At 68.4% G+C, this 16,617-nt stretch carries 15 protein-coding genes; 7 read left to right on the forward strand and 8 right to left on the reverse strand.

Annotated elements, in window-relative coordinates; genetic code table 11:
• The first annotated feature begins 6 nt into the window (after nt 1–6).
• The 4 genes from rpmG to AB0I19_RS13460 all read left to right on the forward strand — a co-directional run bounded on the left by rpmG (nt 7) and on the right by AB0I19_RS13460 (nt 1,272).
• A complete protein-coding gene (gene rpmG, locus AB0I19_RS13445; protein WP_011211511.1) occupies nt 7–177 on the forward strand; it encodes a 50S ribosomal protein L33 in 171 nt (56 codons plus the stop codon).
• Nucleotides 177–482, forward strand: coding sequence for a 30S ribosomal protein S14 (gene rpsN / locus AB0I19_RS13450; protein ID WP_357148194.1), 306 nt, complete (start codon nt 177–179; stop codon nt 480–482). The genes rpmG and rpsN overlap by 1 nt, the downstream gene beginning before the upstream one ends.
• Before the next feature lie 32 nt (nt 483–514).
• Nucleotides 515–772: a 30S ribosomal protein S18 gene (gene rpsR / locus AB0I19_RS13455; RefSeq protein ID WP_067485410.1), complete on the forward strand. Its 258-nt coding sequence runs from the start codon at nt 515–517 to the stop codon at nt 770–772.
• A gap of 68 nt (nt 773–840) precedes the next feature.
• Nucleotides 841–1,272, forward strand: coding sequence for a hypothetical protein (locus AB0I19_RS13460; protein ID WP_357148198.1), 432 nt, complete (start codon nt 841–843; stop codon nt 1,270–1,272).
• A 56-nt stretch (nt 1,273–1,328) separates the two neighbouring features.
• Here AB0I19_RS13460 and purH read toward each other — a convergent pair whose 3' ends face one another.
• The 6 genes from purH to sucC all read right to left on the reverse strand — a co-directional run bounded on the left by purH (nt 1,329) and on the right by sucC (nt 8,549).
• Complete coding sequence (purH, locus tag AB0I19_RS13465; protein ID WP_067641783.1) at nt 1,329–2,894, reverse strand: bifunctional phosphoribosylaminoimidazolecarboxamide formyltransferase/IMP cyclohydrolase; 1,566 nt, start codon at nt 2,892–2,894, stop codon at nt 1,329–1,331.
• Nucleotides 2,891–3,547, reverse strand: a complete 657-nt coding sequence (gene purN, locus AB0I19_RS13470) for a phosphoribosylglycinamide formyltransferase (protein ID WP_357148601.1) — start codon at nt 3,545–3,547, stop codon at nt 2,891–2,893. The genes purH and purN overlap by 4 nt, the downstream gene beginning before the upstream one ends.
• 56 nt (nt 3,548–3,603) lie before the next feature.
• The gene (locus AB0I19_RS13475; RefSeq protein ID WP_357148201.1) at nt 3,604–5,103 is read right to left on the reverse strand and encodes a DUF6350 family protein; all 1,500 of its coding nucleotides are present in this window, start codon (nt 5,101–5,103) and stop codon (nt 3,604–3,606) included.
• A gap of 116 nt (nt 5,104–5,219) precedes the next feature.
• Nucleotides 5,220–6,251, reverse strand: a complete 1,032-nt coding sequence (locus tag AB0I19_RS13480; RefSeq protein ID WP_357148204.1) for a DUF5336 domain-containing protein — start codon at nt 6,249–6,251, stop codon at nt 5,220–5,222.
• 201 nt (nt 6,252–6,452) lie between these two features.
• Entirely contained in the window at nt 6,453–7,370 is a 918-nt protein-coding gene (sucD, locus tag AB0I19_RS13485; RefSeq protein ID WP_067485390.1) for a succinate--CoA ligase subunit alpha, read from the reverse strand.
• 12 nt (nt 7,371–7,382) lie between these two features.
• Nucleotides 7,383–8,549 (reverse strand): ADP-forming succinate--CoA ligase subunit beta, encoded by a 1,167-nt coding sequence (gene sucC, locus AB0I19_RS13490; protein ID WP_357148207.1) that lies wholly within the window; start codon nt 8,547–8,549, stop codon nt 7,383–7,385.
• Nucleotides 8,550–9,063: 514 nt separating this feature from the next.
• Here sucC and AB0I19_RS13495 point away from each other — a divergent pair.
• A complete protein-coding gene (locus AB0I19_RS13495; RefSeq protein ID WP_357148209.1) occupies nt 9,064–10,131 on the forward strand; it encodes a M23 family metallopeptidase in 1,068 nt (355 codons plus the stop codon).
• A gap of 56 nt (nt 10,132–10,187) precedes the next feature.
• Nucleotides 10,188–11,567: a DUF1731 domain-containing protein gene (locus AB0I19_RS13500; protein WP_357148212.1), complete on the forward strand. Its 1,380-nt coding sequence runs from the start codon at nt 10,188–10,190 to the stop codon at nt 11,565–11,567.
• On the opposite strand, the gene pcrA is transcribed toward AB0I19_RS13500, so the two are convergent.
• Complete coding sequence (gene pcrA, locus AB0I19_RS13505; RefSeq protein ID WP_357148215.1) at nt 11,564–14,161, reverse strand: DNA helicase PcrA; 2,598 nt, start codon at nt 14,159–14,161, stop codon at nt 11,564–11,566. The two genes, AB0I19_RS13500 and pcrA, sit on opposite strands and share 4 nt — an antisense overlap.
• A gap of 335 nt (nt 14,162–14,496) precedes the next feature.
• On the opposite strand from pcrA, the gene AB0I19_RS13510 reads away from it, so the two are divergent.
• A complete protein-coding gene (locus tag AB0I19_RS13510; RefSeq protein WP_133733847.1) occupies nt 14,497–14,790 on the forward strand; it encodes a chorismate mutase in 294 nt (97 codons plus the stop codon).
• Between the two features lie 95 nt (nt 14,791–14,885).
• Here AB0I19_RS13510 and AB0I19_RS13515 read toward each other — a convergent pair whose 3' ends face one another.
• Entirely contained in the window at nt 14,886–16,343 is a 1,458-nt protein-coding gene (locus AB0I19_RS13515; RefSeq protein ID WP_357148218.1) for an NAD-dependent succinate-semialdehyde dehydrogenase, read from the reverse strand.
• Nucleotides 16,344–16,617: the final 274 nt, after the last annotated feature.

The raw sequence follows: 16,617 nt of genomic DNA on the forward strand, positions 1-16,617 counted from the left end.
GCACCCATGGCCTCGAAATCGACCGAACTGCGGCCGATCGTCAAACTCAAGTCCACCGCGGGTACCGGCTACACCTACGTCACCCGCAAGAACCGCCGCAACGACCCCGACCGGATGGTCCTGCGCAAATACGACCCCGTCGTGCGCAAGCACGTGGACTTCCGCGAGGAGCGCTGATGGCGAAGAAGTCGAAGATCGCTCGTAACGAGCAGCGGCGCGTGATCGTCGAGCGCTATGCCGCGCGCCGTACCGAGCTCAAGGAGATCATCCGCAAGCCGAGCACCGGCGACGACGAGCGCGCCGCGGCCCAGGCCGAACTGCGCGCCCAGCCTCGCGATGCCAGTCCGGTACGATTGCGCAATCGGGATGCAGCCGATGGCCGGCCACGCGGTCATCTCCGCAAGTTCGGGCTCTCCCGTATACGTGTGCGCGAGATGGCCCACCGGGGCGAGCTCCCTGGGGTCCACAAATCGAGCTGGTAGACACCCACTGATCTCGTGAGAAGGAAAATCCCATGGCAGTGAAGCGAGCACCGTCCAAGAAGGCACGCGCCGAGCAGGGCCGCAAGCCGAAGAAGAACCCGCTGATCGCCGCGGGCATCGAATACGTCGACTACAAAGACGTCAACCTGCTGCGCACCTTCATCTCCGATCGCGGCAAGATCCGTAGCCGCCGCGTCACCGGCCTGACCCCGCGCCAGCAGCGTCAGGTCGCCGTCGCGGTGAAGAACGCGCGCGAGATGGCGTTGCTGCCGTTCACGACCACCAAGTGAGCTCGTGACAGACGGCCCCGGAGCTGGTGCTCCGGGGCCGTTTTCGTGCCGTGGCTAGGGTGGACGCCATGACACCGCTGTCGCGCCGCTTCGCCCTCGTCGCGAGCCTGGCCGTGCTGTTCGCACCGGCCTGCGCGAGTTCCGGGGACACCACACCCACCTCGGCACCCACGAACACCCGCCCCGAGAGCACCGGTCCCGGTGTCGGCCGGCCGTTCACCGCCGACCCGAACCTGGTCGACCCACGTCCGCTGCCGTTCACCGCGTGGCGCCGGGTGGGCGAGGCAACCATCGCGGTCGACTTCCAGACCGGCAACCCCCAGTGCAACGTCGTCGACGCCACCGTCACCGAAACGGCCGACACGGTCACCGTCGCACTGCGTGCCGGCACCCCCGCCGACGCCGTCGGGCGGATGTGCACGATGGAAGCGGTCCTCGGCACGCTGGAGATCACCCTCGACGCGCCGCTGGGCTCCCGACAGGTCGTCGACGCGGCTTGAAACGGCAACGGGTGCCGCACCGTGACGGCGCGGCACCCGTTGCGGGACAAGCGAACTCAGTGCGCGAAGTGACGCGCCCCGGTGAGGTACAGCGTGACGCCCGCTTCCTTGCACAGTTCCACGGTGTCCTTGTCGCGGATCGAACCACCCGGGTGGACGATGGCGCGCACACCCGCGGCGACCAGGATCTGCGGGCCGTCGGAGAACGGGAAGAAGGCGTCCGAGGCGGCGACCGAACCCTTGGCCCGCTCCCCCGCCCGCTCCACGGCGAGCTTGCAGGAGTCGACCCGGTTCACCTGGCCCATGCCGACGCCGACAGCGGCGCCGTCGTCGGCCAGCAGGATCGCGTTCGACTTCACGGCACGGCAAGCGCGCCAAGCGAATTCGAGGTCGGCCAGCGTTGTGGCGTCGGCGGGATCACCGGCGGCGAGGGTCCAGTTGGCCGGGTCGTCGCCCGCGGCGTCGAGCACGTCGCGGTCCTGCAGCAGCGCACCGCCGCTGATCGGACGCAGTTCCACACCCTTGCGGCGCGGCGGCTCGGCGACCAGCACGCGCACATTCTTTTTGCGCTGCAGCACCTCGACGGCACCCGGCGCGTAACCGGGGGCCACGATCACCTCGGTGAAGATCTCGGCGACCTGCTCGGCCATCTCGACGCTCACCTCACGGTTGGCGGCGATCACGCCACCGTAGGCACTCACCGGATCGGTGGCGTGCGCCTTGCGGTGGGCCTCGGCGATATCGGCGCCGACGGCGATGCCGCACGGGTTGGCGTGCTTGATGACCGCGACAGCGGGCTCGTCGAAGTCGAACGCGGCGCGCCAGGCGGCGTCACCGTCGGTGTAGTTGTTGTACGACATCTCCTTGCCGTGCAACTGCTGCGCCTGCGCGATGCCGACGGTGCCGTCGTTGCTGGTGTACAGCGCTGCGGCCTGGTGCGGGTTCTCGCCGTAACGCAGCACCGCGGCACGCTCCCACGAACCGGCGACCCAGCTCGGGAACTGCTCCGTCTCGGGCTGCACGGCGGGCACGGCGACCGAGCCCATCCAGCTCGCCACGGCCACGTCGTAGTTCGCGGTGTGCTGGAAGGCCTTGGCGGCCAACGCGGTCCGCTCGGCGAGGGTGAAGCCGCCCGACTTCACGGCCGCGAGCACGTCGTCGTAGTCGGTGACGTCGACGACCACACCCACCGACGGGTGGTTCTTGGCGGCGGCACGCACCATCGACGGACCGCCGATGTCGATCTGCTCCACGCACTCGTCCACACCGGCGCCGCTGGCCACGGTCTGGGTGAACGGGTAGAGGTTGACCACCACGAGCTCGAACGCCTCGACACCGAGCTCGGTGAGCTGGTCGAGATGCTCGGCGCGGCGGGTGTCGGCCAGGATGCCTGCGTGCACGCGCGGGTGCAGCGTCTTCACGCGGCCGTCGAGGGTCTCCGGGAAACCGGTCAGGTCCTCGACCCGGGTGACCGGAATGCCCGCCTCGGCGATCTTGCCCGCGGTCGAACCGGTCGACACCAGCTCCACGCCCGCGGCGTGCAGTCCGGTGGCCAGCTCGACGAGCCCGGTCTTGTCGTAGACGCTCACCAGCGCCCTGCGGATCGCCTTACGTTCACTCACCGGTGTGCTCGCTCATCTGGTATCTCTGCCTTTCGTCCGTCGGAGACAATGCCTCGCGTCGCGACGGCGGCGATGACCTGCGCCAGCAACCGTCGCTCGACAACCTTGATGCGCTCGTGCAGCGCGGCCTCGTCGTCGCCGGGCAGCACGTCGACCGCCTCCTGCGCGAGGATCGGGCCCGTGTCGACCCCGCCGTCGACCAGGTGCACCGTGCAGCCGGTGACCTTGGCGCCGTAGGCCAGCGCGTCACGCACACCGTGCGCGCCGGGGAACGACGGCAGCAGCGCGGGATGGGTGTTGATAAAGCGGCCGCCGAAGCGTTCCAGGAACGCGGGGCCGACGATCTTCATGAAGCCTGCCGAGACGACCAGGTCGGGTTCGAACGCGGCGACCGCGTCGGTGAGCGCGCGGTCCCAGGCGGCTCGGTCGTCGAAATCCTTGACCGCGACCCGGAAGTGGTCCACGCCCGCGGCCTCGGCGTGTTCGGTGGCCTGGCATACCCGGTCGACACCGACGGCGACGATCTTCGCCGGGTAACCGGGTTCGCGGGCGGCGGCCAGCAGTGCGTTGAGCAGCGAGCCGGTGCCCGAGGCGAGGACGACGACGGTGGCCGGGGTCCGTGCGGGCTTCCACTGGGCAAACGAGGACGTCAGCGCTCTACTCCTGCGTGTGGTCGGGTGGCGGCGATCGACAATGCGCCGGGTCGAGCTTAACGACCGGTGTCCCCGTCACCCTCCGGCAGGTCCGGCTCCACCACCTCGGCGTCGACGATGTCGTCGGTCGGTGGGGTCGTCGAGCCGGGGGCGGCGATGCTCACCTCGGGTTCGTCGTCGATGTCCTCGACGAGTTCGGCGTCGACTTCCACGGCCGGGTCGGCGGGGTATTCGTGGTCGTCGTCGGCGTAGTCGTGATCGTCGGCGTAGTCGTCGTCTTCGTCGTCGTCCTCGTAGTAGTAGTCGTCGTCCTCGTCGTAGGAGTAGTCGTCGTATTCGACGGCCGGTGCGAGGAAGCGGCGGGCGAAGACCATGCCGACGAAGCCGCCGAAACCGAACCAGGTGACCATCAGCACGACCAGCATCAACAGGTCGGGCCCCACCCAACCGACGGCGCCGAGCTGACCGCTGCTCAGGATCGCCAGGATCAGGAAGGTGAGGGTCGACAGGCCGGCACAGGTGAGCGTCGCCCACGGCGCACCGGGGCGATCGTCGCTCGTGCGGCCGAGTTCCACGCCGCCGAGCACGCCGACGGCCAGCGGTACGAGCAGCAGCACCGGCCACCACGCGGCGGCGGGGCCGGTGGGCAGCGGGATCAACGCGGGGATCGGCGGCACCTGTCCGGCGCTCACACCGAACAATCCCACCGATCCGATCCCGAACTGCACCGCGGCACCGCTGAGCATCCCGGCGGCGCCGACGATCACGTTCGGCACGTAGAGCAGCGAGAGCAGGGTCATGCCGAGCACATCGGCCACATCGTGTGCCTGCTGATAGGTCTCGCCGACACGGGACAGGTGCGTGCAGAACGAGATCACCGTCGCCAGCGCCGCGCAGCCGAGCATGCGCAGCACGGTGCGGCGCGCGGCGCGCGCACCGAGTACCGCCCACTCCGGGATTCCCACGGGGAGCAGCGCGCACAGCGAATCCCAGGCGCGGGTGCAGATCCCGGCGGCAGCCGCGGCCAGGTACAGCACCAGCACCCAGCCGAAAGCGGTGACGACGCCGGGCGGTTCGAGTGGCGTGACGCCCGCGGCATCACCGACAACGGCCAGGCACACCGAGGTCATGACGAGCGGCCCGGCGAGTACGGCGGCAGTGAGCCAGCCCAGGTCGACCGGCGTCGGCCGGTTCGGTACGGCCCGTGCGCATTCGCGGGCGGCCAGCCATACCAGCACGACGGTCGGTACCAGCGGCAGCAGACCGAGGGTGGTCCGGCCGACGGTGAGCGGAATCTGATGAGCCGCAAGCCAGGTCGCCGCGACCGCGCCCGGCGCGCTGGTGAGCTCGGTGCCCGAGGTGAGCATCACCAGCAGCACCACGACGATCATGGCGGTCAGCGCGCAGATCGTCGGCCGGGCGGCGACGAGCAGCAGGGCCCGCGCCCGGTCCGGTGGCAGCGACCACCAGGCGGGTTCCGGGCCGGCGGGTGCGGCGGTGGTCTCCCCGCCGCGTGACCCGGAGGTCCGGCGCACGAGGGCGTTACGGGAGCTCATGACAATTCAGCGTGGCAGCTTCCCCGGCGAGCGCGGGTCAGGCGCGCCGCGAGCCCACAGGCACACCTGTGGGCTCGCGATCGAAACCTGGGGCCACAACCAGCCGTCGGTTTTTCCTACTTCTGGTCGTCGCTGGGACGGAACGCGGTGGTCGCGTCGGCCGCCGGGTCGGCGTTCTGCTCGCCGCCGAACGGCTGACTCTGCCCGGGCTGCGGAGCCGAACCCTGCTGGGCACCACCGTAATTGGGCGCACCGAACGGCTGACCGGTCGGCTGGCCACCGAAGGTCTGGGTGGCACTCTCATCGGGACGCGGCTGCGCCTGCGGGGACCCACCGTAAGGCTGCTGCTGCGGCGCGGCGCCGTACTGCTGGCCGTAGGGCGACTGCTGCTGCGGCTGACCGTAACCCTGCTGCTGACCCGGCTGACCGTAGGACGGCTGCTGTGCCTGCGGCATCGACGGCGAACTCTGCTGGCCGTAGGGCGACTGCGTGGGGTACTGCCCACCGGTCGAGGCCTGGCCGTAACCACCCTGACCGAAGGACTGCTGCTGACCCGGCTGGCCGTATCCCTGCTGCCCGTAACCCTGCTGGCCGTACTGGCCGCCGTACTGACCCGGCTGCTGCGGCTGCGCGGGCTTGGGCGCAGGCGGCTTGATGATGCCGAGCTGGAACAGCAGCGCGACCACGAGCAGAACGGTGACGACGAACGCGAAGACCGAGACGACGAAGGCGCCCCACTGCAGTTCCGCGCTCTCGATGCTGATGAGCGCCACCACGATGCCCACGAATCCGGCCGCGGCGAGAGCGACGGCCACGGGGAGGTTGTTCAGCTTGGGCAGCAGCGACAGACCGGCCACGATCGCGGCGGCCAGGATCAGCGCCGCGTAACCGCCCGCACTGGAATCGAACATGCTGCTGGTCTCGGTTTTCGCCCCGAGGGAGAAACCGATGAACGGTGCGAAGCCGAGCAGGAAGGTGACAACACCGAGTCCGGTGGCCGCGGCGGTGAGGATGAAGGGCAGCCCCTTGGCACCGGCGTCGTCCACGGACGCTGACGCAGCCGCGGCGGCTCCGGTGCTCGGGCCCTGGGTGGGCGCGGCGGGTGTCGCGGGTGCGTTGTACCCGGAGCCCCCTGTCGGGTAGGACATGTCGTCGTCTCCTTGTCGAGTCGTGCGCATCGGTCGCGTCGAACTGACTGGTGCCTGATCCGATACCTGACGCTACTGCACGCCACGCCCGCGGTCATCACCTACCGATGCAGGCTGTGGATAAACCACCGCCTGGGGATGAATCGACGAAGGCCGCCCAGGCTAAACCTGAAAGCGGCCTTCGACAGTGTGATTTGCGGATTACGCAGAGGCGATGGACGCCTTCTCCAGGATCTCGCGAGCGAGCGCGGCGGTGGCGGACGGCGTCTTGCCGACCTTCACACCCGCTGCCTCGAGCGCTTCCTGCTTGGCCTGCGCGGTGCCACCACCACTGGACACGATCGCGCCCGCGTGGCCCATGGTCTTGCCCTCGGGGGCGGTGAAGCCCGCGACGTAGCCGACGACCGGCTTGGTCACGTTGGCCTTGATGTAGGCCGCGGCGCGCTCTTCGGCGTCGCCACCGATCTCGCCGATCATCACGATGATCTTGGTCTCGGGGTCCTTCTCGAACGCCTCGATGGCGTCGATGTGGGTGGTGCCGATGACCGGGTCGCCGCCGATGCCGATCGCGGTGGAGAAACCGAAATCGCGCAGCTCGTACATCATCTGGTAGGTCAGGGTGCCCGACTTCGACACCAGGCCGATCGGGCCCTTGCCGGTGATGTTGTTCGGGGTGATGCCGACCAGCGCCTCGCCGGGGGTGATGATGCCGGGGCAGTTCGGGCCGATGATGCGGGTCTTCTCGCCCTTTTCGACGTTGTAGGCCCACGCGTAGGCGGAGTCCTGCACCGGGATGCCCTCGGTGATGACCACGAGCAGCGGGATCTCCGCGTCGATGGCCTCGATGATGGCGTCCTTCGAGAAGGCCGGGGGCACGAACGCGATGGAGGTGTCGGCGCCGGTCTTCTCCATGGCCTCGGCCACCGAAGCGAACACGGGCAGCTCGATCTCGTTGCCGTCTTTGTCCGTGTGCTTGACCGTGGTGCCGGCCTTGCGCGCGTTGACGCCACCGACGACGTTGGTGCCCGCCTTCAGCATCAGCGCGGTGTGCTTGGTGCCCTCGCCGCCGGTGATGCCCTGGACGATGACCTTGTTGTCCTTGTTCAGGAAGATGGACATGTTCGCTGTTCCTTACTTCGCTGCGGCGAGTTCGGCAGCCTTGTCGGCGCCCTCGTCCATGGTCTGGGCCAGCGTCACCAGCGGGTGGTTGGCCTCGGCGAGGATGCGGCGACCCTCTTCGACGTTGTTGCCGTCCAGGCGAACGACCAGCGGCTTGGTTGCCGCGTCACCGAGCACCTCGAGCGCGCCCACGATGCCGTCGGCGACCGCGTCGCACGCGGTGATGCCACCGAAGACGTTGACGAACACGCTCTTGACCTGCGCGTCACCGAGGATCACGTCCAGACCCGCGGCCATCACGGAAGCCGAAGCGCCGCCGCCGATGTCGAGGAAGTTGGCCGGCTTCACGCCGCCGTGGTTCTCGCCCGCGTAGGCGACGACGTCCAGGGTCGACATGACCAGACCGGCGCCGTTGCCGATGATGCCGACCTCACCGTCGAGCTTGACGTAGTTGAGGTCGTTCTCCTTGGCCTTGAGCTCGAGCGGGTCGGTCGCGTCGACGTCGGCGAACTCGAGGTGGCCGGGCTGACGGAACTCGGCGTTCTCGTCCAGGGTGACCTTGCCGTCGAGGGCGAGGATCTCGTCGTTCGGGGTGCGCACCAGCGGGTTGACCTCGACCAGCGTGGTGTCTTCCTTGGTGAAGACCTCCCACAGCTTCTGGATGGTCACGGCCGCGGCGTCGAGCACCTCGGCGGGCAGGTGGCCCTTCTCCGCGATCTCGCGGGCGAAGGTCAGGTCGACACCCTTCACGGCGTCGACGGGGATCTTGGCCAGACGCTCGGGGGTCTTCTCGGCGACCTCTTCGATCTCCATGCCGCCCTCGACCGAACACATGGCCAGGTAGGTGCGGTTGGAGCGGTCGAGCAGGAAGGAGATGTAGTACTCCTCCGCGATGTCCTTGGCCTCGGCGACCAGGAGCTTCTTGACGATGTGGCCCTTGATGTCGAGGCCGAGGATGTTCTGCGCGTGGGTGAACGCGTCTTCCGGGGTGGCGGCGTACTTCACGCCACCCGCCTTGCCGCGACCGCCTACCTTGACCTGCGCCTTGACCATGACCGGCTTGCCGATTTCCTCGGCAATGGCGCGTGCTTCTTCGGCCGTGTCGCAAACACGACCCTCGGACGAAGGCACTCCGCGCTTAACGAAGAGCTCCTTCGCCTGATATTCGAAGAGATCCATGTACTCACCGTCTCGTCTGCGTTGCTATGACAACGTCTTTGTTGGCGGCCCGACTTGCCGTAGCGACTGGTTGCAGGTCGCTCGAGGGGTCAGCTAGCGGGTCGGTCGGACTCTAACTAGTCACGGGGAGGGCTAAACGACCACATTCATCCTAAGTGGCGCAGGTCACGACGGGTGCGGGGAGGTCACCAAAACCGCTGGCCAAGGCTACTGGTGAGTAGTTTTTCGGTGCCGTGGCAGGTCGGAACACCTAAAGGGGGAACGCCCCGCCATCTACTACGTTATGTCGTCGATCGACCTCACCCGAAGTGTCGCGAATCGGTGAGTTATTCTGCAGCATTACGGTGACGAATCTCACAGACAAGTGTAGGTTCTCGACCAGCGCTTGCCACTCTGCAATCGCTTCGTTACCGTCAATGCGGTCGATGTCACAACCAGGTCACGACAACCAGGTCACGACTGGCAGGTCAGGACTGAGGAGGACGACAAGCTTGAGGAACGTCAGGCGTAGCCGATGAACCACCGCTCCACCTTCCCAGTTGAAGATCGCAACAGCTCAGGCCGCCGTTACCGGTACGCCGACGAGTTCACCTCGCACCCGCGAAGCCCCCGCGCCGCCGCGCCACAGCCGCAGCAGCCTGCCTGGCCGAGCACCGATTCCTGGCACACCGAGAACTCCTGGTCCGGAAACGACGCCTGGTCCGACAACGCCGCGTGGACGCCCGCCGAGGACGAATGGACCGCCGACGAGTCGGGCTCCTACGACTCCGGCACCTACGAAACAGACTGGGCCCCCGCCGAACCCGAGACCCCGGCACCAGAACCGCGTCGCGCCGAGCGGCGTGGCGGCGCCCACCGCGTGCCCGCACCGCCCACCGCGCTGAAGGGCCGCGCCGCCGTCATCGCCGTCGCCGCGGGTGCGGTCGTCGCGGCCGGTCAAGCCGCCATGGCCTCCCCGCAGCAGCCCGACACGGGCGTCGACTACGAAGCCGCGGGCCAGATCCACGAGATCGCCGCCCAGTCGATGAGCACCACCGAGGTCGCCGACCACGTCACCGGCTCGTCGCCGCAGGTACTCGATGCCACCGCCGTGGCCGACAGGAGCCACTTCGACGACATCCTCGCCAAGGGCCAGAAGTTCGCCGAAGACCTGGCCGCCCAGGAGTCCGCCAAGCTGCGGCCCCTGTTCGCCAAATTCACCACCGGTAACTACACCTCCGGGTTCGGCGCCCGCTGGGGTGTACAGCACCTCGGCATCGACGTGGCGGGTCCGATCGGCACCCCGATCTACGCGGTCGCCGACGGCACCGTCATCGAAGCGGGCCCCGCCTCCGGTTTCGGCATGTGGGTGCGCATCCTGCACGACGACGGCACCGTCACCATCTACGGTCACATCGACACCGCGACGGTCTCGCAGGGTGAACGCGTGATGGCAGGCGACCAGATCGCCACCATGGGCAACCGCGGCTTCTCCACCGGCCCGCACGTGCACTTCGAGGTGTGGCAGAACGGCACCGACAAGATCGACCCCATCCCGTGGCTCGCCACCCGCGGCATCAGCCTGGGCGCCCAGCGCGACTGAGGACGGGTGACCAGCAGCACGGTTCCGCTTTCCCGTTAGCGGGGTAGCGTTTTCGTATGGCTGGTACGACGAAGTACACGCAGTTCATTGCCCTGCCACCGGAATCGGTGTGGGCAGTGCTGGGGGACCCGACGCAATGGTCCGAGTGGAATCCGGGCGTGCGCGCGGTGCGGATGCACGGGCCTGTCGCCGTCGGGGCGACCGGTGACTATGTGCCCAACGGGAAACGCGCCGCGCGCGTGCACGAGCGGTTCGGCGCCCCGTTCACCGTGACAACTCTTGTGCCCGAACGTGAGCTGACCATCGAGCAGCCCGAACCCGCCGGGACCATGGTGCTCACCTGGCGGCTCGAACCGCGCGCGGGCGGAACAGAGGTCACTCAGGAACTGCGCTTCAGCGGTGTGTCCGCAGCGGCGATGCGGGCGGCGGCCGGACCGTTCATCGAAACCGGTGCCCGCGTGAACTTCTCGCGCCTGGCCCGGCTCGCCGGTCTCGTCCCGGCCGACGACGCCCTGAACGTGGTGATCGCCGGTGGCACCGGAGCGCTCGGCGTGCGGATCGCCGCCGACCTCACCTGCCGTGGTCAGCGCGTCACCCTGCTAACCCGGCGCCGCAACCCCGGAATACCGTTCCGGCAGACCGAATGGGACGGCCGCTCGGTCGGCGCCTGGGCCGCGGAACTCCGCGAACCCGGCCGGATCGCGGTCGTCAACCTGGCGGGCAAACTCGTCGACTGCAGGCCCACCGAACGCAATATCGCCGAACTGCGCAGCAGCCGCGTCGATTCCACCACGGCACTGGTCGCCGCCGCCCGCACCCGTGACACCCCGGTCGACTACTGGGTGCAGGCCAGCACCACCGCCATCTGGTCGGACGCGGGCGAAACACGCTGCACGGAAACAACACCCGTGCCCGAAGGACTACCGCAGATGACCGGCGTCGCCGAGCCGTGGGAGCAGGCATTCGACCCGGCCCAGGCCGAACACTGGACCATCCTGCGCACATCGATCGTGCTCGACCCAGACGCCCCGGCGCTCAAACGCCTGAGCCAGCTCACCAAGGCCGGGCTCGGCGGACGGGTCGGCCCCGGCGACCAATGGTTCAGCTGGATCCACATCGAGGACTGGCTGCGCATCGTGCGTGCCTGCCTCGGCCTCGATCCCGAAGTGAGCATCCCCGACGGCATCCTGGTCGCCGCCACCGAGAACCCGGTCCGCAACGCCGAACTCATGGCGACCCTGCGCCGAACCCTGCATCGCCCGGCGGCCCCGCCGACGCCGAAAGCGATCCTGTCGGTGGGCGCCGTCGTGCTGCGCTCGGATCCGGCACTCGGTCTCACCGGCCGTCACGCCACCTCGGAGGTGCTGCCGAAAACCGGCTTCACCTTCCGCTACCCCACCCTGGACAAGGCCCTAACCGACCTGCTGCCGAATTAGAGCTTGACGATGGTCCGGCTGAATTGGGGGATCAGCCGGATCTTTCCGGCGGTGCCGAAGTCGATGGTGACGGTCGCCAGTGGGCCGACGCCGTCGGCGGCGACCACCCGGCCCAAGCCGTACTTGTCGTCGGTGACCCGGTCGCCCACGGCGAGAACGAGGTCGGTGTTGTTGCGCTTCACCGCACCGCCGGGCGCCGGCCTGCGGGTGCCGGTGCCGCCGCGCACGCCCGGCCGCTGATCCCAGCCGTCGCCACGCGTCCAGTCCCGGTCGAACCCGCTGTCCTCACCGCGCCTGCGACCGCGCTGTACCGGCGACACCACCGGTTCGAGCCTGCGCCAATCCAGCAGATGCTGCGGAATCTCCTGCAGGAAGCGCGATTCCGGGTTCGACACCGGCTGTCCCCAGCCCGACCGGACCACGGCACGCGACAGGTACAGCCGCTGACGGGCGCGGGTGATGCCCACATACGCCAGCCTGCGTTCCTCGGCCAGCTCGTTCGGATCGCCGAGCGCCCGCATGTGCGGGAACTGCCCGTCCTCCCAGCCGGTCACGAAGACGACCGGGAACTCCAGGCCCTTGGCGGTGTGCAGGGTCATCATGGTGACCACCCCGGAGCCCTCGTCCGGGATCTGATCGGTATCGGCGACCAGCGACACCCGTTCGAGGAACGCCGCGAGCGAACCGGGTTCGGGTTCACCGTCGCCCACCTCGGGCAGCAGCCCCTCCTCGCGCGCGGCCTCGGCGTTGTTGAACGCCTCGGAACTGAATTCGCGGGCGACACTGACCAATTCGTTGAGGTTATCGAGGCGGGCGCCGTCCTGCGGGTCGTCGGACGCCTCGAGTTCGGCGCGATAACCGGTGCGGTCGAGCACCGCGTCGACCACATTGCCCACATCAGGATATTCGCTGTCGGCGCGCTGCCCGGCCGCCCGGATCTCGTCGAGCAGGTCGAGGAAACCGGCGATGGCCCGCTGCGCACGGGTATTGAGCAGCGCCACCTTGCCGTCGGCCGCGTCGCGCAGGGCCGCCGCGAAACCGATGTCGCGCTGCTCGGCGTGCACCGCGACACAGGCCTCGGCACGGTCACCGATGCCACGGCGCGGGGTGTTGAGGATGCGGCGCAGGCTCACGGCGTCGTCGGGGTTCTCCAGCACACGCAGGTAGGCCACCACATCGCGCACTTCCTTGCGCTCGTAGAAGCGGACACCGCCGACCACCTTGTACGGCAGCCCCATGCGGATGAAGATCTCTTCCAGCGCACGCGAATTGTTGTTGGTGCGGTAGAACACCGCCACATCGCCGTAGGTGGCCTCGCCCGCGTCGACCAACCGGTCGATTTCCTTCGCGACGAACGAGGCCTCGTCGTGTTCGTTGTCGGCGACGTAGCCGGTGATGAGCTCGCCCTCACCGGAATCGGTCCACAGCTTCTTCTCCCGCCTGCCCTCGTTGCGGGCGATCACGGCGTTGGCCGCCGACAGGATGTGCTGGGTGGAGCGGTAGTTCTGTTCCAGCAGAATGGTTTCGGCATCGGGGAAATCGCGTTCGAATTCCTCGATATTGCGGATGGTCGCGCCGCGGAAGGCGTAGATGGACTGGTCGGCGTCGCCGACGACGCACAGCTCGCTGGGCGGCACCTGCTCGTCGCCGGAATCGCCGTGGTGGCCCACAAGTTCGCGCACCAGCACGTACTGGGCGTGGTTGGTGTCCTGGTACTCGTCGACGAGGACGTGCCGGAACCGGCGCCGGTAGTACTCGGCCACCTGCGGGTGGTTCTGCAGCAGCGCGACGGTCTCACCGATCAGGTCGTCGAAATCGAGGGCATTGGCCGCGCGCAGCCGCTTCTGGTATTCGCCGTACACGCGGGCGACCAGCGCGGGCAGTTCGGTGTCGTCGGCCTCGGCGTCGCGGGCGGCCTGTTCGGGCCCGATCAATTCGTTCTTCAAATTGGAGATGGCCGTCGACAGCAACCGCGCCGAATATTTTTTGGTGTCGATGTCGAAATCGCGGCTGATCATCGTGAGCAATCGGCGCGAATCGTCGGCATCGTAGATGGAGAAATTCGAATTCAGACCCGGCAGCAAAGCCGCCTGCATGCGGAGAATACGCACACAGCTGGAATGGAAAGTCGACACCCACATGCTCGCGGCGCGGGGACCGACGAGCCCGGCCACCCGCTCCCGCATCTCGGCAGCAGCCTTGTTGGTGAACGTGATGGCCAGGATCTGTCCGGTCTGCACTCCGCGTGCGGCGAGCAGGTAGGCGATGCGGCGGGTGAGCACGGCCGTTTTGCCCGAGCCCGCTCCCGCCACGATCAGCAGCGGCGAACCGGCGTGCACCACGGCGGCGCGCTGCTGCGGGTTGAGCCCGTCGAGCAGCCGCTCGGTTTCCTCGGCGCGCCGCTGTTCGCGCTCCTTGCGGCGCTGTTCCTGCTCGGCGCTGTGCCGGGCCGCCGCCTCGGCCAGACCGCTGCGAGCCGCACCACCGCCACCGCCGTCACCCTGCGGTGCGGCGGTGCTGTCTGATGCCGCGACCGGGGTGTTCGGCGCGGTGGACGACGTTTCGTCTGCGGAGGGAGCGACCGTGATATCCATCGTCTGTCCACGCTACCGGCGGGCACCGACAAGCGGCCAACCGCCGTCGGCGCGGCCACCGGCGGGCAAACCGCGAGTGAACCGGATGACGACCGGTCTCGTACCCACCCGTGTGAATGTTCTCAGCGGATTCACAAACACAACTGTTTTGCATACCTACCGACCCGTGGCAGACTGGGCCGGGTGGTCAGCGCTGCTTCGCCTGTCCGGATCGGCAATCGATCCGATATCGTGGCGGCAGGCGCCCAGCCGGAAAGTTTTTCAGGGTGAAGGAACAGATCGGTAACACGACGTCCGTATCGACCGATCCCAGTTCTGACACGAGGAGATGAATGATGAGCACCCCTGCTACAACCGCCGGGTCAGAGGCGGCACTGCCGCAATCGGAGGCGGAGATCGAGAAGCTTCGCCTCGAAATCGACGAACTCGACGCCACCATCCTCGCCGCGATCAAACGCCGGAGCGAAATTTCGCGGATCATCGGGCGCACCCGGATGGCCTCTGGGGGGCCCCGGCTGGTGCACAGCCGTGAGATGAAAGTGCTCGAACGCTTCAGTGAGCTCGGCCAGGAGGGTCACACCCTCGCCATGCTCCTGCTCCGCCTCGGTCGCGGACGTCTCGGCCGCTAGGTCGAACTCGAACCACGCGGCGGTCGTCCAGATCGCCGCTCACGAAAAGCCGCCCCGGGTGCGACAACATCCCCGGGGCGGTTATTTTTTTTCGCTCAGGTGAGGGCGATGTACTTCGTGTCCAGGTATTCCTCGATGCCCTCGGTCCCGCCCTCGCGGCCGAAGCCCGACTCCTTGACGCCGCCGAAGGGCGCGGCCGGGTCGGAGATGACACCCCGGTTCACGCCGACCATCCCGGTCTCCATCGCCTCCGACACACGAAGCGCACGATCCAGGTCGCGGGTGTAGACGTAGCTGACCAGCCCGTACTGCGTGTCGTTGGCGGCGGCGACGCCCTCCTCCTCGGTGTCGAAAGCGACGATCGGCGCGACCGGACCGAACACCTCCTCGCGCAGGATACGGGCGGCGGGCGGCACGTCGGCGAGCACGGTGGCCGGGTAGAACCAGCCCGGCCCGTCGGGGGTCTCCCCGCCCAGCAGCAGCTTCGCGCCGGTGCTCACCGCGTCGTCGACGAGTTCGGCGACGGTCTCGCGCTGCTCGGCGCTCACCAGCGGGCCGAGCGTCGTCGACGCGTCCGTCCCCGGCCCGAGCACCACCGATTCGGTCATCGCGGCCACCAGCTTCTCGGTGAATTCCGCGACGACACCGCGCTGCACGTGGAACCGGTTGGCGGCCGTGCACGCCTCCCCGCCGTTGCGCAGTTTCGCCTGCATGGCACCGGCCACCGCGCTGTCGATGTCGGCGTCGTCGAACACCACGAAGGGCGCGTTTCCGCCCAGTTCCATGGAGGTGCGCAGCAGCCGGTTCGCCGACGACGAGACCAGCTTCTTGCCCACTTCCGTCGACCCGGTGAAGGTGAGCTTGCGCAGGCGCGGATCGTCGATCAGCGGGCCCGTGACGGCACCGGAACGGCTGGTTGTGACGACCGACAGCACACCGTCGGGCAGTCCGGCCTCGCTGCACAGGCGGGCCAGCGCGAGCATGGTCAGCGGCGTCGCCGAGGCGGGCTTGACGATCATCGTGCAGCCGGCGGCCAGCGCCGGACCGATCTTGCGGGTGCCCATGGCCAGCGGGAAATTCCACGGCGTGATCGCCAGGCACGGTCCTACCGGTTGCTTGGCGACCATGATCCGCCCCGTGCCCGACGGCGCGTGCAGATACCGCCCGTGCACCCGAACCGCTTCCTCGCTGAACCACCGGAAGAATTCGGCGCCGTAGCGCACTTCGTTGCGGCTCTCCCCGAGCGCCTTGCCCATCTCGAGCGTCATCAGCAACGCGAACTCCTCGGCCCGCGCCGTGAGCTCGGTGAACACCGCCCGCAGGATCTCACCGCGTTCCCGCGACGGCGTTTCCGCCCACTCCCGCCCGGCCGCCACCGCCGCGTCGAGCGCCCGCATCGCGTCCTCGGGGGTCGCGTCGGCGACCTCGGTGATCACCGACCCGTCGGCCGGATTGTGCACGGGAAATGTGGCCCCACCGGTAGCCTCCACCGGCCCCGACCCGATCCACAAACCCTTTGGTACGAACTCGATCACGTCCCGTTCAGAAACCATGCCCCCACCCTATGCCGACCCCCCGTCCGAGAAGCCGCCAAACGCCACACGAATAACCCGGAAGGACCACCCGAACCCACCCTCGGCCGCCAACTCGAATGCCGCCATAACCGCATCCCCAGCCCCGTACATCCCGACCTCGAGGAGGGATCGCCGACGAAGTCGGCGGTCCGCGGCCGTCCCGACGATCAGGTGCCGTTGCGTACGCGACGAAGGAGCAAGCAACGGCGCCTGATCGTCGGGACCGGCGGGGCCGCGAACTCGAGCGCGCCAG

Source organism: Nocardia sp. NPDC050413 (genome assembly GCF_040655475.1).
Lineage (GTDB): Bacteria > Actinomycetota > Actinomycetes > Mycobacteriales > Mycobacteriaceae > Nocardia > Nocardia coubleae.

Bases quoted from the DNA above. Each gene is read 5' to 3' on its own strand.
- AB0I19_RS13460 (WP_357148198.1), top strand. From the start codon at position 841: ATGACACCGCTGTCGCGCCGCTTCGCCCTCGTCGCGAGCCTGGCCGTG.
- pcrA (WP_357148215.1), bottom strand. From the start codon at position 14,161: ATGGATATCACGGTCGCTCCCTCCGCAGACGAAACGTCGTCCACCGCG.
- AB0I19_RS13515 (WP_357148218.1), bottom strand. From the start codon at position 16,343: ATGGTTTCTGAACGGGACGTGATCGAGTTCGTACCAAAGGGTTTGTGG.
- AB0I19_RS13495 (WP_357148209.1), top strand. From the start codon at position 9,064: ATGAACCACCGCTCCACCTTCCCAGTTGAAGATCGCAACAGCTCAGGC.
- sucD (WP_067485390.1), bottom strand. From the start codon at position 7,370: ATGTCCATCTTCCTGAACAAGGACAACAAGGTCATCGTCCAGGGCATC.
- rpsR (WP_067485410.1), top strand. From the start codon at position 515: ATGGCAGTGAAGCGAGCACCGTCCAAGAAGGCACGCGCCGAGCAGGGC.
- AB0I19_RS13475 (WP_357148201.1), bottom strand. From the start codon at position 5,103: ATGAGCTCCCGTAACGCCCTCGTGCGCCGGACCTCCGGGTCACGCGGC.
- AB0I19_RS13480 (WP_357148204.1), bottom strand. From the start codon at position 6,251: ATGTCCTACCCGACAGGGGGCTCCGGGTACAACGCACCCGCGACACCC.
- rpsN (WP_357148194.1), top strand. From the start codon at position 177: ATGGCGAAGAAGTCGAAGATCGCTCGTAACGAGCAGCGGCGCGTGATC.
- rpmG (WP_011211511.1), top strand. From the start codon at position 7: ATGGCCTCGAAATCGACCGAACTGCGGCCGATCGTCAAACTCAAGTCC.
- AB0I19_RS13510 (WP_133733847.1), top strand. From the start codon at position 14,497: ATGAGCACCCCTGCTACAACCGCCGGGTCAGAGGCGGCACTGCCGCAA.
- sucC (WP_357148207.1), bottom strand. From the start codon at position 8,549: ATGGATCTCTTCGAATATCAGGCGAAGGAGCTCTTCGTTAAGCGCGGA.
- AB0I19_RS13500 (WP_357148212.1), top strand. From the start codon at position 10,188: ATGGCTGGTACGACGAAGTACACGCAGTTCATTGCCCTGCCACCGGAA.